General features: G+C 71.9%; 14 protein-coding genes. 1 reads left to right on the top strand and 13 read right to left on the bottom strand.

The annotated features are described in order from the left end of the window. Window positions 1–173: 173 nt before the first annotated feature. From AB0O01_RS18435 to AB0O01_RS18380, 12 genes are all read right to left on the bottom strand, one after another. Window positions 174–3,023, bottom strand: a complete 2,850-nt coding sequence (locus AB0O01_RS18435) for a DEAD/DEAH box helicase (RefSeq protein ID WP_365314598.1) — start codon at window positions 3,021–3,023, stop codon at window positions 174–176. Between the two features lie 241 nt (window positions 3,024–3,264). Further along, window positions 3,265–4,155, bottom strand: coding sequence for a diacylglycerol kinase (locus tag AB0O01_RS18430; RefSeq protein ID WP_365314596.1), 891 nt, complete (start codon window positions 4,153–4,155; stop codon window positions 3,265–3,267). 31 nt (window positions 4,156–4,186) lie between these two features. After that, window positions 4,187–5,131: a twin-arginine translocase subunit TatC gene (tatC, locus tag AB0O01_RS18425; protein WP_365314595.1), complete on the bottom strand. Its 945-nt coding sequence runs from the start codon at window positions 5,129–5,131 to the stop codon at window positions 4,187–4,189. A 47-nt stretch (window positions 5,132–5,178) separates the two neighbouring features. After that, complete coding sequence (gene tatA / locus AB0O01_RS18420; protein WP_365314593.1) at window positions 5,179–5,466, bottom strand: Sec-independent protein translocase subunit TatA; 288 nt, start codon at window positions 5,464–5,466, stop codon at window positions 5,179–5,181. A gap of 291 nt (window positions 5,467–5,757) precedes the next feature. Beyond that, window positions 5,758–5,970: a hypothetical protein gene (locus AB0O01_RS18415; protein WP_365314592.1), complete on the bottom strand. Its 213-nt coding sequence runs from the start codon at window positions 5,968–5,970 to the stop codon at window positions 5,758–5,760. Between the two features lie 58 nt (window positions 5,971–6,028). Beyond that, window positions 6,029–6,322 carry a hypothetical protein gene (locus AB0O01_RS18410; protein WP_365314591.1) on the bottom strand — a complete coding sequence of 98 codons (294 nt, stop codon included), beginning with the start codon at window positions 6,320–6,322 and terminating at the stop codon, window positions 6,029–6,031. 192 nt (window positions 6,323–6,514) lie between these two features. Continuing rightward, a complete protein-coding gene (locus AB0O01_RS18405) occupies window positions 6,515–7,528 on the bottom strand; it encodes a WYL domain-containing protein (RefSeq protein ID WP_365314589.1) in 1,014 nt (337 codons plus the stop codon). Window positions 7,529–7,555: 27 nt separating this feature from the next. Then, window positions 7,556–8,509, bottom strand: a complete 954-nt coding sequence (locus tag AB0O01_RS18400; RefSeq protein WP_365314587.1) for a WYL domain-containing protein — start codon at window positions 8,507–8,509, stop codon at window positions 7,556–7,558. A 285-nt stretch (window positions 8,510–8,794) separates the two neighbouring features. Further along, complete coding sequence (locus AB0O01_RS18395) at window positions 8,795–9,166, bottom strand: FKBP-type peptidyl-prolyl cis-trans isomerase (RefSeq protein WP_365314585.1); 372 nt, start codon at window positions 9,164–9,166, stop codon at window positions 8,795–8,797. 102 nt (window positions 9,167–9,268) lie between these two features. Further along, entirely contained in the window at window positions 9,269–10,270 is a 1,002-nt protein-coding gene (locus AB0O01_RS18390) for an FKBP-type peptidyl-prolyl cis-trans isomerase (RefSeq protein WP_365314584.1), read from the bottom strand. A gap of 128 nt (window positions 10,271–10,398) precedes the next feature. Continuing rightward, window positions 10,399–11,760, bottom strand: coding sequence for a Pup--protein ligase (pafA, locus tag AB0O01_RS18385; protein ID WP_135334215.1), 1,362 nt, complete (start codon window positions 11,758–11,760; stop codon window positions 10,399–10,401). A gap of 9 nt (window positions 11,761–11,769) precedes the next feature. Continuing rightward, window positions 11,770–13,029, bottom strand: a complete 1,260-nt coding sequence (locus AB0O01_RS18380) for an MFS transporter (protein ID WP_365314582.1) — start codon at window positions 13,027–13,029, stop codon at window positions 11,770–11,772. Window positions 13,030–13,139: 110 nt separating this feature from the next. On the opposite strand from AB0O01_RS18380, the gene AB0O01_RS18375 reads away from it, so the two are divergent. Beyond that, window positions 13,140–14,168 carry a LacI family DNA-binding transcriptional regulator gene (locus AB0O01_RS18375; protein WP_365314581.1) on the top strand — a complete coding sequence of 343 codons (1,029 nt, stop codon included), beginning with the start codon at window positions 13,140–13,142 and terminating at the stop codon, window positions 14,166–14,168. Window positions 14,169–14,241: 73 nt separating this feature from the next. Here the strand turns inward: AB0O01_RS18375 and prcA are convergent, their stop codons facing one another. Further along, a complete protein-coding gene (gene prcA / locus AB0O01_RS18370; RefSeq protein ID WP_365314579.1) occupies window positions 14,242–15,045 on the bottom strand; it encodes a proteasome subunit alpha in 804 nt (267 codons plus the stop codon). Window positions 15,046–15,064 lie beyond the last annotated feature (19 nt).

Here is a 15,064-nt window from a genome sequence, read left to right as displayed (position 1 = left end):
CTGCGCAACCAGCCACAACCCACCCGCACCCACTCAACAACCGCACCCACCCCCCTCCCCAGGGGCGCGGGGAACTGCGCGAAAACCCACGACGCACCCGCACAGACCCACCACCCGAAGGCCCCCCACAGGGGCGCGGGGAACTCCGCAAAACCCGCGCCCCACCCAACCCCTCACCCCACAGACGAATAAGCCACAACCCCCCGCAAAACCCCATCAACCGCCTTACGCGCAGCCTTCCCCACACTCGACCCGCTCGGCGCAGCCGCCCCCACCTGCCCCAGCACATCGATTACCTGCTTGCACCACCGCACAAAGTCCCCCGCCGGCATGTCCGCCTCGCGCAGCACCTCGTCGAGCCCCTTCCCCGAGGCCCACTCATACACCGCCCACGCGAACCCGAGGTCCGGCTCACGCTGCCCGACCCCCTCGGTCTGGTTGATCCGGAAATCCTCCTCCAGCGCGTCCAGCCGCCCCCAGATCCGCACCATCTCCCCCAGCGCGGCCTTCGCCTTCCCGGACGGCACCTTCGGCGCCATGGCATCGTCGGCGACCCGCGCCTCGTACACCAGCGCCGATACGCACGCCGCCAGTTCGGCGGGCGCCAGCCCTTCCCAGACCCCGGCCCGCAGGCATTCGCTGGCCAGCAGATCCAGCTCGCCGTAGAGCCGGGCGAGGCGCTTGCCGTGCTCGGTGACCTCGTCCCCACGGAGGTAGTCCAGCTCGGTGAGAAGGGCCACGATCCGGTCGAAGGTACGGGCGATGGTGTTGGTGCGGCCCTCGATCCGCCGCTCCAACTGCGAGGTGTCCCGCAGCAGCCGGTGGTAGCGCTCGGCCCAGCGGGCGTGGTCCTCCCGGTCGCTGCACCCGTGGCAGGGGTGGGCGCGCAGGGCGGCGCGCAGCCGGGCGATCTCCCGGTCGTCGGCGGCCTGGGACCGCTGCTTGCGGTGCCGCTCGGCGGGGATGTGCCCGGCCTTGGTGCGCAGCGCGGAGGCGAGATCGCGGCGGGACTGCGGGGAGCGCGGGTTGAAGGACTTGGGGATACGCATCCGCTCCAGCGCCTGGACCGGCACCGGGAAGTCGATCGACGCGAGCCGCTTGACCTGCCGTTCGACGGTGAGCACCAGGGGGCGGGGCCCGTCGTGCGCCTCGAAGCCGCGGTGTCCGTTGGAACGGCCCGCGGGCAGCCCCGGGTCCAGCACCAGGGCGAGGCCCGCGTACTTCCCGGTCGGGACGTGGATGACATCGCCGGGCTTGAGCCGCTCCAGGGCGACGGCGGCCTCGGCGCGGCGCTGGGCGACGCCCTGGCGGGCCAGCTCGGTCTCGCGGTCCTTCAGCTCCCGGCGCAGCCGGGCGTACTCCTCGAAGTCGCCGAGGTGGCAGGTCATGGACTCCTTGTAGCCGTCGAGCCCTTCCTCGTTGCGCTGCACCTGCCGGGAGATCCCGACCACCGACCGGTCGGCCTGGAACTGCGCGAACGAGGTCTCCAGCAGCTCCCGCGACCGGTGCCGCCCGAACTGCTCGACCAGATTGACCGCCATGTTGTACGACGGCTTGAAGCTGGAGCGCAGCGGATAGGTGCGGGTCCCGGCGAGTCCGGCGAGGTGGTCGGGGTTCATCCCGCGCTGCCAGAGCACCACGGCATGGCCCTCGACGTCGATGCCCCGGCGCCCGGCGCGTCCGGTGAGCTGGGTGTACTCGCCGGGGGTGATGTCGGCGTGCTGCTCGCCGTTCCACTTGACGAGTTTCTCCAGGACGACGGAGCGGGCGGGCATGTTGATGCCCAGGGCGAGGGTCTCGGTGGCGAAGACGGCCTTGACCAGCCCCCGGACGAACAGCTCCTCCACGACCTCCTTGAAGGTGGGCAGCATGCCCGCGTGGTGGGCGGCGATGCCGCGCTCCAGACCCTCCAGCCACTCGTAGTAGCCGAGGACGTGGAGGTCCTCGGTGGGGATGGCGGCCGTGCGCTCCTCGACCAGGGCGCGGACCTCGGCGCGGGCCTCGTCGTCGTTGAGCCGGAGCCCGGCGTGCAGGCACTGCTGGACGGCGGCCTCGCAGGCGGCGCGGCTGAAGATGAAGGTGATGGCGGGCAGCAGGCCCTCGGCGTCGAGCCGCTCGATGACCTCGGGGCGGCCCGGCGTCCAGATCCGGGAGCGCTGGCGGCGCTCGCGCTCGCGGTCGGCCTCGCGCATGGCGCGTCCGCGTCGGCGGTCCTGGTAGCTGGGGCGGCTGGCCTCCATGCGCGCCATCCGCGTCAGATCCGGATTGACGGCCTTCCGCTGCCCCTCCCCCTCCTCGAAGAGGTCGTACATCCGCCGCCCGGCCAGCACATGCTGGAACAGCGGCACCGGCCGGTGCTCGGAGACGATCACCTCGGTGTCCCCGCGGACGGTGTCCAGCCAGTCGCCGAACTCCTCGGCGTTGGAGACCGTCGCCGAGAGGGACACCAGCGTCACGGACTCGGGGAGATGGATGATCACCTCTTCCCAGACCGCGCCCCGGAAGCGGTCGGAGAGGTAGTGCACCTCGTCCATGACCACATGGCCGAGGCCCAGGAGCGTCTGCGAGCCCGCGTACAGCATGTTCCGCAGCACCTCGGTGGTCATCACGACCACCGGGGCGTCGGAGTTGACGCTGTTGTCGCCGGTGAGCAGACCGACCTGCTCGCTGCCGTAGCGGCGGCACAGGTCGTTGTACTTCTGGTTGGAGAGCGCCTTGATCGGCGTCGTGTAGAAGCACTTGCGGCCCTGGGTGAGGGCGAGGTGGACGGCGAACTCGCCCACGATCGTCTTCCCGGAGCCGGTGGGGGCGGCGACGAGCACGCCCTTTCCGGACTCCAGCGCCTCACAGGCTTCGATCTGGAAGGGGTCGAGCCCGAAGTCGTACATCTCGCGGAAGGACGCGAGCGCGGTGCCCTGCTCGACAGCGCGCCTGCGGGCCGCCGCATAGCGCTCGGCAGGTGAGAGGTCCTCTGTCATCGTGCTTTCGAGCGTACCGGGCCGCACTGACAACAGGACGATCATTATCCCGATCGGGCCGTTGACCAGGCAGATGACGGCCCCACCGGGTCCGCCACCGCCCGGCTCGGCCCCACCGGGTCCAGCACCGCCCGGCTCGGCCCCACCGGGTCCAGCACCTCCGGGCTCAGCGCCTCCCGGCCCGCCCCAGCCGGATACAGCCCCGCCGGATGCAGCAGCGTCGGATACAGCCCAGCCGGACTCGGCCCCACCGGACTCGGCCCCACCGGACTCGGCCCAGCCGGGCTCAGGGCCCGACGACCCGGACCGCCCCCGGCACACAGCGCGCGCTCAGCGGCAGCGGCCCGAGCGGCTCCCCGTCGGCGTAGCCGGTGAGCCCGTCGGAGGCGATCTCGACCGTCGCGGCCCGCATCACACCGACCTTGGGATGGTCGACATGGGTGCCCCGGTAGACCCGAGGGAACACCCGGACCAGGGTGGCGCGGCTGCAATCGCCGACGACGGTGATGTCGAACAGCCCGTCGGCCGGGTCCGCGCCGGGGCAGATCCGCATCCCGCCGCCGTAGGAGGACCCGTTGCCGACCGCGACGAGCGTGGCCTCGATCTCGCGCACGGCCCCGCCGTCGAGGGTGATCCGGTACGGCAGCGGGCGGAACGCGGCGAGTTCGGCGATCATCGCCAGGTCGTACTTGAGACGCCCGGCGGGCCAGCGCATCCGGTTGCCGCGGTCGTTGACCCGGGAGTCGAATCCGGTGGCGAGGACGGTGCCGAACCAGCGCTCCCCCACCCGCCCCAGGTCGAGGTCCCGTACCCGCCCGGCCTTGAGGCTCCGGGCGATCAGCCGCCCGGCGGCGGCCGGGTCGCGCACCGGCAGACCGAGGGTCCGGGCAAGGTCGTTGCCGGTGCCGACGGCGACCAGGGCGAGCGGGGTGCGGGTGCCCGCCACGGCCTGGAGGGCGAGGTGCGCCATCCCGTCCCCGCCGACCGCGACCAGGGCGCCGGTGCCGCCCGCGACGGCCGCACGGGCGCGGGCGAGCGCGTCGGCGGGGTCCGTGCCGAGCACCGTACGCACCGAGAATCCGGCGTCCCGCAACGCGGAAGCGGCCGGCTGCGCCGCTCGGGCGCCCCGGCCGCGACCCGCGGTGGGGTTGACGAAGAGGGTGATCTCGCTGGTCATCCTGCCGACCCTACGAGGACCGGGGCGATCCTCAGGTCACGTCGTCATAACCGTTGACCCGGTCCCGGCCGGCCTGCTCGGGGAGGGCGCGGCTCGCCGAGACCGTCTCGACGTCGTCGATGTGCTCCGGGGTGAGGTCCAGGTCGGACGCCTCGTCGTCGGCCGGGCCCCTGGCCTCCCGGCGGCGCCGGCGCCTGTCGTTCACCAGGGAGAAGGCCACCGCCGCGAAGTACAGCACCCAGATCGGCCCGGCCAGCATGATCATCGTCAGCGGGTCCGTGCTCGGCGTCGCCAGGGCCGCGAACAGCGTGATGCCCATGATCATGGCCCGCCACCAGCCGAGCATCCGCCGACCGGTCAGCACCCCGGTGAGGTTGAGCATGATCAGCAGGAGCGGAAGCTCGAAGGCGACTCCGAAGACCACGACCATCCGGACCACGATGTCCAGCAGATCGTCCAGCGGGAGCAGGTTGAGCGTGCCGTCGGGGGTGAACCCGATCAGGACCTCGGCGGTCGTCGGAAGCACCTGGTAGGCGAAGTACGCGCCGCCGAGGAACAGCGGGGCTCCCATACCGACGAACCAGTAGGCGTACTTCTTCTCATGCCGGTGCAGACCGGGTGCGACGAACGCCCACAACTGGTAGAGCCAGACCGGGGAGGCCAGGACGATACCGGCGGTCAGCGACACCTTCAGCGCCAGCGTGAACGGCATCAGCAGACCACTGACGGTGATCTGCGCGCAGGGGTCCTCCGTCGACCGGGACAGTTCCTCGAAGGACTGCTCGCACCCCACCGAGTCCAGGATCGGCCGGGTGATGATGTTGATGATGTCGTAGTAGAAGAACGCGGCAACCACGGTGACGGCGACGATGCCCAGCAGCGCCTTCGCGAGCCGGTTGCGTAGCTCGCGAAGATGTTCCGCGAGGGGCATCCGCCCCTCGGGATCCTTCTCCGTCTTGCGGGCAGACTTCAGCAACCCACGTTCCCATCTCGTGCGGCGGGCCGGAGGTCACCGGCCCTCGGTCAGCGCTTGGTGGAGTCGGTCGGCTCGGTGACCGGGCGGGAACTGGTCACATCGCCGGGCGACGCCTGGATGATGCGCTGGGCCGGGGCCTGCTCGTCCGTGTTCGGCGGGTCGGCGGGGGCGGCGGTCTTGGTGCCGTCGTCCTTCATCGCCTTGGCCTCGCTCTTGAGGATGCGGGCGGACTTGCCGAGCGAACGGGCCATGTCCGGAAGCTTCTTCGCGCCGAAGAGCAGGATGATGACGACGAGGATGAGAATGATCTCGGGGGCTCCGAGCCTTCCGAACATAAGTCTTTACCTTCTCACCGAGGCGGCTGGGTGGGTGCTGACCAGCCGGTCGGACGTCCGTCCGATCAGCCGTACGTCAGCGATCGTAACGCTCAGGGGTGAACGCGAAGCAATCCCTGTGCGTACTCCTTACTCCCGGTCCGCGGTCCGTGCCTCGTCTGCGGGCCGCGATCAGCAGCGTACCTGCCGGGTACGGCCTGGTGACAGGGCGAAGCCGCGCACATCACGGGCGGTGCGGCCCGCGCGCACCCGGGATTCCCGGCCCGGAGGGCCCGGCACCCGGCGCCGGATTCACAGGGAATCGACAGATCGCGCGGTGCCCGCCGTGCCCGCGGCGCTCACCGAGGCCCGCTCCAGTTCCTCGGCGGCCCGGCTGATCCGCGCCGCCGACTCCGTGACCTGCCGGCCGAGGCCCTGTGCCGCGAGGAACACCCGCACGGCGAGCACCCCGAGCACCGCGATCCCCACAAAACCCACCACTACCGCGAACATCGGCCAGAACATGGCCCGAGCCTAGGGCCTGTCGTTCGGATCCTCCAGGCGGGTCGCGGGCTCTGGTCCGTCAGCCCATCGCCTGGAGTCTGAGTGTGCGCACACCGCCCCCGACGAGGAGTTCCACAATCCGCTCTCCGGCCGGTTTGCGGACCAGGGTGCCGCAGTCCGGGCAGGTGAAGGAGTAGAACGTGGTGCGGCTGGTGCCGCCTATCGCCAGTCTGAGCGCGTTCGCGGTCAGCTCGAAGCTGCCCCGGCAGTCCGGGCAGCCCGCCCGGAACACCACGGGGACCGCGTTCCGCATTCCGGCGAACGCGGCGGCGACCGTCATGCCCACCGCACCGGACGGTACCGACTCGCTCACAGCGCCTGCTCCTCTTCCTTGGGTGTCCCTGCGTCGTGCGTCCCGCCCGCCGGGCGTCCCGGCCGGGGTCCCGGCGGCTGCCGGGGTCCGCCACTCGTCCGTCCGCCCGCGCGTGCCCCGGCGCGCAGCGCGGGTACGGGAGCGGCCCCGTACACCCTGCCCGGCGGCGGGCCTCCCGGTGCCGGGCGGGGCTCAGTCCCGCCCGGCGGGGGTGCCGGGCACCGGTGCCGGTGCCTCGATGTCGTCGTACGCCTCCAGGGCCCGGCGGGCGGCCCGGCGGGCGCTGGCGGCCAGCTCGCCGGGGGCCACGATCCGGCCGTCGGCGCCCAGCCGCAGCGCCAGCCGTCTGAGGGAGGCCGGGTCGGGGGTGCGCAGGGTGATCCGCAGACCGCCGTCCGGCAGCTCGTCGGCGCTGTCGTGGGGGTAGTACTCGGCGACCCAGCGCCCGCCGGGGCCGACCTCCACCACCACCTCCGGGTCCTCGGCGGCGGGCTGGACCAACCCCTCGGACAGGTCCCGCAGCTCGACCTCGGGCGGCGCGGACGGCTCGTCCAGGACCCGGATCTCGGCGACCCGGTCGAGCCGGAAGGTGCGCCGGGCCTCGGAGCGGCGGCACCACGCCTCGACATAGGTGTGCCCGACGCTGACCAGGCGGATCGGGTCGATCTCGCGCTCGGTCAGCTCGTCGCGGGCCGGTGAGTAGTAGCGGATCCACAGGCGGCGCCGCTCGGAGATCGCCCGGTCCACATCGGCGAAGACCCCGCCCTCGGACTCGAACGTCACCGACAGCCGGGAGCTGGCCCCGGCGGTCTCCCCGGCCGCCGCCTCCACCTTGGCGGTGGCCCGCAGCAGCGCCTGACGGTCGCCCTCGCGCAGTCCGGGCAGGGTGGCCACCGCGCGGGCGGCGACCAGCAGCGCCGTCGCCTCGTCGGCGGCCAGCCGCAGCGGCTCGGCCACGTCGTCCGGGTTGTGCCACCAGATGCGCTCGCCGTCGGTGTCGATGTCGAGGAGGTCGCCGCCGCGGAAGCTGGTCCCGCACATGGGGAGCACATCGAGGTCGGAGACCAGCTCGTCCTCGGTGATGCCGAAGGCGCGCGCCACGTCCTCGATGCGCGCGCCGGGCCGCTCCCTCAGATAAGTCACCAGGGAGAGCATCCGCCGTGTCTGGTCGATGGCGTTCACGGGCCTGATCGGTTTTCCGGCCACTGTCCCCACTTCCTCGTCCGCTCCCCCTCAGCCCTTGGCCACGGCACGCAGCCGGTCGACCACGTCGGCCCGCAGCTCCGCCGGTTCCAGCACCACCACGTCCGGTCCGAACTCCACCAGCCAGGCGTCCAGACCGTGCCCGTACGGAATCTCCAACTCGTCCCAGCCGCCACCGAGTTCCCGGACGGCGGTGGCCTTCGCCCGCAAGGGGTACCCGGAGCCGGTGCGCAGCCGGATCCGGGCGCTGCGGTCGGCGCTCTCCCCGGCCCACCCGGCGACCGTCTCGCGCACGGTGACCACATCGGGGACCGGCGCGGTGAACCGCCCGGCGCGCGAGCGGACCTTCCCGGTGATCCGCGACAGCCGGAAGACCCGCTCGGCGGACCGGTCCCGGTCGAAGCCCGCCAGATACCAGTGGCCGCGCCAGCACTCCAGGGCCCAGGGTTCGACGGTCCGGGTCTCGGGGTGGGCGGCGGTGGCCTTGCGGTACTCGAAGGCGACCGGGCGGCGGTCGCGGCAGGCCAGCATCAGCGGCTCGAACGCGGCCTCGTGCACCGGGATCCGGGGTTCGAGGGCGCCATGGGCCTCGTAGGGGTCGACATCCTCGGGCAGGCCCGCGGCGCGCAGTTTCTGGAGGGCGCCGCTGGCGGCACCCGCGAGGCGGGCCTGCTGCCAGACCTTGGCGGCGAGGCCGAGGGCGGCGGCCTCCTCGGCGTCGAGGGTGATGGGCGGGAGCCGGTTGCTGTCGCGGCGGGCGAGATAGCCGACCTCGGCGTCCAGGTTCTCGACGGTCTCGATGACCAGACCGAGTTCGCGCAGATCGTCCTTGTCGCGCTCGAACATACGGTTGAAGGAGTCGTCGCTGCCCGCTTCGAGATAGGCCTCGATGGACTCCCGCAGCTCGCGCTTGCTGAGCGGGCGCCGGGTCCCGAGCAGACACAGCGCGAGGTTCATCAACCGCTCGGCCTTGGCAATGGCCATCGACGCCCTTCGCCTTCCGTATGGTGCTTAGACCGATGACCGTACCGGTCCCCGGTGCGGTCACAAAAGCCGAGGGCCCATGCCCGGTCGGGCATGGGCCCCGGTCGATCGCTCCCCGGTCGGACCCGGGCACACTCCGGAACCATTCAGGCTCCGGGTCCGGGTCCGGAACGATTCAGGCTCCGGGTCCGGAACCGTTCCGGCTCCGGATCGGGCTCCAGGTCCGGTCGGTGTCCCGTCTCCGCGCGCGGACGGGTCCGTCCGAACGGGTCCGTCCGGGAGGGGTCAGACCGCGACGAGGTCGCAGACGAAGATCAGGGTCTCGCCCGGTCCGATCCGGCCGCCGGCGCCGCGGTCGCCGTACGCCAGGTGGGGCGGGATGACGAGCTGGCGGCGACCGCCGACCTTCATGCCCTGCACGCCCTGGTCCCAGCCGGAGATGACCTGGCCGACACCGAGCTGGAAGCGCAGCGGCGTGCCGCGGTTCCAGGAGGCGTCGAACTCCTCGCCGCTGGAGAAGGCCACACCCACGTAGTGCACGGCGACGGTGTCGCCCGCCTTCGCCTCCGGGCCGTCGCCCTCCCAGATGTCCTTGATCTCAAGGTCCTTCGGGGGCTCGCCGCCCGGGAAGTCGATCTCGGGCTTGTCGATGCTCACGTCTCGCTCCTGCGTGTTCTGCGGATAGTGCAACGGGTCCAGTGTTTCACCCCGGCGCGGCCGGGGCGCGGGGGCAGGGGGGAACGGGAACCGGGAGGTCGCTCACATCTTCGCGAGGATGTCGACCGAGAACACCAGGGTCGAGTCCTTGGCGATGCCGCTGCCCTCCGGCGGCTGGTCCCCGTAGCCCAGCGCGGGCGGGATGACGATCAGGACGCGGCTGCCGACCTTCTTGCCGGTCAGGCCCTGCGCCCAGCCGGGGACGACCTGCTGGAGCGAGAAGGAGGTGAGGGCGTCCCGGCTGTAGCTGGAGTCGAACTCCTTGCCGGTGTCCCACAGCACCCCCTGGTACTGCACCAGGACCGTGCTCTCGGCGGCCACCTCGGGGCCGTCGCCCTCGATGACGTAGTTCGCGACGAGGTCCTTGGGCGGGTCCGTCTTGGGGACGGTGATCGCCGGGGCCTTGCCGTCGGTGTTGGTACCGACCTTGGGCAGGTCCACGTTGTCCTGGGCGACGTCGGTGCCCTTGGCGGAGGCCTTGGAGTTGAACGCGGCCTGGATGTCCACCACGAAGACCAGGGTGTCGGTGCCCTTGATACCGGCCTGCTCATTGCCCTGCGTGCCGTAGCCCCAGGTCGGCGGGACCGCCATCTCGATGCGGCTGCCGGCCTTCTTGCCCGCCAGGGCGTAGCGCCAGCCGTCGATGATGGAGCCCGCGGCGAGCTGGATCAGCAGCGGGGTGCCCCGGTCGTAGGAGTTGTCGAAGACCTTGGCGGTGGCCCAGACCTGGCCCAGGTAGTTCGCCTGGATGTAGTCGTTCTCCGCGACCGTGGTGCCGCCGCCGGCGATGACCGTCTTCACCGCGAGCTGGTCCGACGGCTCCCCGCTGCCCTTGGCGACCGTCGGCTTCTCGTCGAACTTCGTGCCCGCCGTGATGGCCGGGAGCGGGCCGTCCACGATCTTCGGGGGCGGCGCGGCCGAGGTGTCCGACGCGGACGGGGACGCCGAGGAGCTGGCGGTGCCGGAGTCGGACCCTTCGTCCCCGCAGGCGGCGAGGGTGGCCAGGCCGGCGGGTACGGCGATGAGAACGGAGCGTCGGCGCACGGTGGGGGCCTCGGAATTCGATCGATCTTGTAGGTGGGCGCGCGCAACTCTACGGCGTGAGAAGGGCGCCGTACGAGACAACGTACGGCGCCCGTGTGGCGTTCCGGCGCTCCTCCGGAACGGTCGGCTCACATTCCGGCGATGAGTTTCTCCACCCGGTCGTCCACCGAGCGGAACGGGTCCTTGCACAACACGGTGCGCTGTGCCTGGTCGTTGAGCTTGAGGTGCACCCAGTCGACGGTGAAGTCCCGGCGCTGCTCCTGCGCCCGCCGGATGAAGTCGCCGCGCAGCCGGGCGCGGGTGGTCTGGGGCGGCACCGACTTGCCCTCGAAGATCTTCAGGTCGTTGCAGATCCGCGCGGCCTGGCCCTTGCGCTCCAGCAGGTAGTACAGGCCCCGGCGGCGGTGGATGTCGTGGTAGGCGAGGTCTATCTGCGCGACACGCGGATGCGACATCGTCATGTTGTTCTTGGCCCGGTACCGCTCGATGAGCTTGTACTTCATCACCCAGTCGATCTCGGTGCCGATCCGGTCCAGGTCCTCGGCCTCGATCGCGTCCAGGGTGCGGCCCCACAGCTCCAGCACCTGCTCGACGGTGCCGGTGCGGATGCCGCGGCGCTCGACGAAGTCGACGGCCTTCTCGTAGTACTCGCGCTGCACCTCCAGCGCGGACGCCTCCCGGCCGCTGGCGAGGCGGACCTTGCGGCGGCCGGTGATGTCGTGGCTCACCTCGCGGATCGCCCGGATCGGGTTCTCCAGGGTGAGGTCCCGCATCACCGTGCCCGCCTCGATCATGCGCAGCACCAGATCGGTGGCGCCGACCTTCAGCAGCATCGTCGTCTCGGACATGTTGGAGTCGCCGACGATCACATGCAGCCGCCGGTAGCGCTCGGCGTCCGCGTGCGGTTCGTCGCGGGTGTTGATGATGGGGCGGGAGCGGGTCGTCGCGGAGGAGACGCCCTCCCAGATGTGCTCGGCACGCTGGCTGACGCAGTACACGGCGCCGCGCGGGGTCTGGAGCACCTTGCCCGCACCGCACAGCAACTGCCTGGTCACCAGGAACGGAATGAGAATGTCGGCGAGGCGCGAGAACTCCCCGTGCCGGGCCACCAGATAGTTCTCGTGGCAGCCGTAGGAGTTTCCGGCGGAGTCGGTGTTGTTCTTGAAGAGGTAGACGTCGCCCGCGATTCCTTCCTCGTGCAGGCGTCGTTCCGCGTCCACCAGCAGACCTTCGAGAATGCGCTCGCCGGCCTTGTCGTGGGTCACCAGTTCGGTCACGTTGTCACATTCGGGTGTCGCGTATTCCGGATGTGATCCGACGTCCAGATAGAGCCGGGCGCCGTTGCGCAGAAAGACATTGCTGCTACGGCCCCATGACACGACACGGCGGAAGAGGTACCGCGCCACCTCGTCAGGAGACAGGCGCCGCTGTCCCCTGAACGTGCACGTGACGCCGTACTCGTTCTCCAGCCCGAAAATGCGGCGGTCCATGACTGAACATTACGCCCGTTCACCGGAACTGAAACGGGGTTCGACGGTCCGGTTCTGATCATTTTCGGATGCGGCGGCGATCACGGCCCGGCGCACGGGAGCGGCGAGGACCCGTCCGGTGGCCAGCAGGACCAGCACCGACACCGCCCCCGCCACCGGCGCCACCGCGAACCCCCACACCGCCCCGCCCGCCTCCACGACCGGCCCGGCGAGGCCGGTCCCGACCGAGGCGCCCACGGTGAACGTCGTCACGAACCAGGAGAACGCCTCGGTGACCGTCCCGGCCGGGGCGTGCCGGTCGACGATCAGGAACGCGCAGGCGATGGCCGGCGCCAGGAACACCCCCGCCACCCCGGTGAGCACCGTCATGCCCACCGGCCCCGGGACCAGGAGCAGCGGCAGGTAGCAGATCGCCAGCAGCGCCACCAGCACCCGCAGCCGCCGCTCCGGCGCCCCGGTCCAGTGCCGCGCCCCGTAGACCGCGCCGCCGATCAGCGCGCCCAGGCCCAGCCCCGCCATCAGCCACCCGTACACCGCGTCGCCGCCGTGGTCGTCCGCGTAGGAGACCGCCGCGACCGTGATGGACCCGAGGGCGATCCCGACGAAGAGGAACGCCGCCAGCAGGGCGAGCAGTCCGCGCGAGCGCAGGGCGCCCAGCCAGTGCGCCTCCCTCGGGGCCGACCGCCACGCGCGCGAGGGGCGCGACACGACCACCGAGAGCGCGCCCAGCACCCCGACCGCGTTCAGCACCAGCAGCGCGGCCTGCGCCGACCACAGCGACACGCAGAGCGTCACCAGCAGCGGCCCGACGGTGAACATGACCTCCTGCGCCACCGCGTCCATGGCGTACGCGGTGTGGAGCTGCCCCTCCTTGCGCAGCACGGAGGGCCACAGGGCCCGCAGACCGCCCTCCAGGGGCGGGGTGAGGAGCCCGGCCGCGGCCACCGCCGCGTACGCCACCGCCAGCGGGCCGATCCCGGTGAAGGCGAACACCGCCATGGCGAGCGCCGAGGCTAGCGCGGCGGGCAACTGCACCCGGGGCTGCCCGTACAGATCCACCAGCCGGCCCAGCAGCGGCTGCCCGACCGCGTTCGACACGCCGTAGGCCGCCGCCAGACCGCCCGCCAGGCTGTAGGAGCCGCCCTCGGCGCGGACGAACAGCACGATCGCGATGGCCGCGGTGGCGTTCGGGAGCCGCCCCACCAGCGTCCCGGCGAGCAGCCGGGCGGCGTGTCTCGTCCGGAGGATCTCCAGGTACCCCGTGGCCATCGTGTCCGCCTTCCGGCTCAAGTGTTACGTATAACGTCCGCCGTCATACGTACCATGTGCGCTGTCCGGACGTCCACAGGACGTCGTCCCGGGGAAGGAGCTGGCGCACGGTGGCACACGGCAGCACACCCGGCGGTACCCGCCCCACCAGCCGGGACGTCGCCCAGGCCGCCGGGGTCTCCCAGGCCGCCGTCTCCCTGGTCCTCGGCGACAAGTGGCGCGGCCGGGTCTCCGAGCCCACCGCCCGGCGGGTCCGAGAGGCCGCCCGCGAGCTGGGCTACCGGCCCAATCTCGCCGCCCGCAATCTCCGCCTCGGCCGCACCCGCACGGTCCTGCTGGTCGTCCCGGCGCTCACCACCGAGTTCTTCGCCGGGGTCTACACCGGGGCCGCCCGGGTCGCCGCCCGCCACGGCTTCGGGGTGGTCCTCTACCCCTCCCCCGAGGGCATCGGCCCGGCCCGCGACCCCTTCGCGTCCGCGCAGGCCGCCCTGGACGGCGTCCTCGCCTCCTCCATGGCCGCCGACGCCCTCAGCGCCATCCGGGGCGACCAGCTCCCCCTGGTGATGCTCGACAGCGACCCCGACGGCAGCCTCGGCGCCGCCACCGTCAACCTCGACATCGCCGACGGCGTCCGCCGGCTCAGCGACCACCTCACCGGCCTCGGCCACCGCCGCGTCCTGCATCTGGCCGCCGACATCCCCTCCTGGACCTTCGACGTGCGCGCCCGCGAACTCGCCGCCCGACTGGCCGGTGTCCCCGGCGCGACCGTCCGCACCGCCCGCGCCCCGATCGACATCGACGCCGCCCGGGACGCCACCCTCGCCGCCATCACCGCGCCGGGCCCCCGCCCCACCGCGGTGGTCTGCGACGACGACAAGCTCGCGGCCGGGGTCTACAAGGCCGCCCGCCGCCTGGGCCTGGCCATCCCCGACGACCTCTCCGTCACGGGCCTGGACGATCTCGCCCTCGCCACCGCCCTGGACCCGGAACTCACCACCGTCCGCCTGGACGCCGAACTCTTCGGCGAACACGGGATGCGCGCCCTGCTGGCGGTCCTGGACGGCCGCGAGCCGGACGGCGGGGACATCCCCGTCGAGTTGGTGGTCCGGGCCTCCACGGCACCGCCGCGGGACGCCTGAGGCCCCCCGCCGCGAAAACACCTGTGCCCCGGTCGCGGTGGACCGGGGCACGGGAAAGGGGTGGAGCGGGGTGTCACTCGTCGCCGGACCCGGCCTCCCGGGCCTCTCCGGTCTCGCCGGTCTCGTCCGGGCCGGACGACGGCTCGTCGTCGGCGGTGGCCGCGCTCTCCGCCGCCGCGCCGTTCGCCAGGAGCCGGGCGAGCTGGCCGCCGGTGATCCGCTTGAACTTGCGCTGCTGCGGACGCGTCCGGTCCAGCACCGCGACCTCCAGGCGCTCCGCCGGGATCTCGCGCTGGGTGCCGTTCGACTCCCGGGACAGGGCCTGGACGGCCAGCTTCAGCGCCTCGGACAGGGACATCCCGTCCTCGTGCCGCTGATCGAGATAGGTGCTGATCAGCTCGGCGTTGCCGCCGACCGCCACCGAGCCGTGCTCGTCGACGATCGACCCGTCGTGCGGCAGCCGGTAGATCTGGTCGCCGTCGGGCGTCTCCCCGACCTCGGCGACCACCAGCTCGACCTCGTAGGGCTTCTCCGCCGTGCTGGAGAAGATCGTGCCCAGCGTCTGGGCATAGACGTTGGCCAGGCCGCGGGCCGTGACATCGTCCCGGTCGTAGGTGTAGCCCCGCAGATCGGCGTAGCGCACACCGCCGATCCGGAGGTTCTCGTACTCGTTGTACTTGCCGGCCGCGGCGAAGCCGATCCGGTCGTAGATCTCGCTGAACTTGTGCAGCGCGCGGGACGGGTTCTCGCCGACGAAGACGATGCCGTCGGCGTACTGGAGCACCACCAGGCTGCGGCCCCGGGCGATGCCCTTGCGGGCGTACTCCGCCCGGTCGGCCATGGCCTGCTGGGGTGAGACATAGAACGGCGTCGACACCGGTTATCCGTCCCTTTCT

Origin of the sequence: Streptomyces sp. NPDC093252, assembly GCF_040683675.1 — a bacterium.
GTDB lineage: Bacteria > Actinomycetota > Actinomycetes > Streptomycetales > Streptomycetaceae > Streptomyces.
This window is presented reverse-complemented; position numbering and strand designations above follow the sequence as displayed.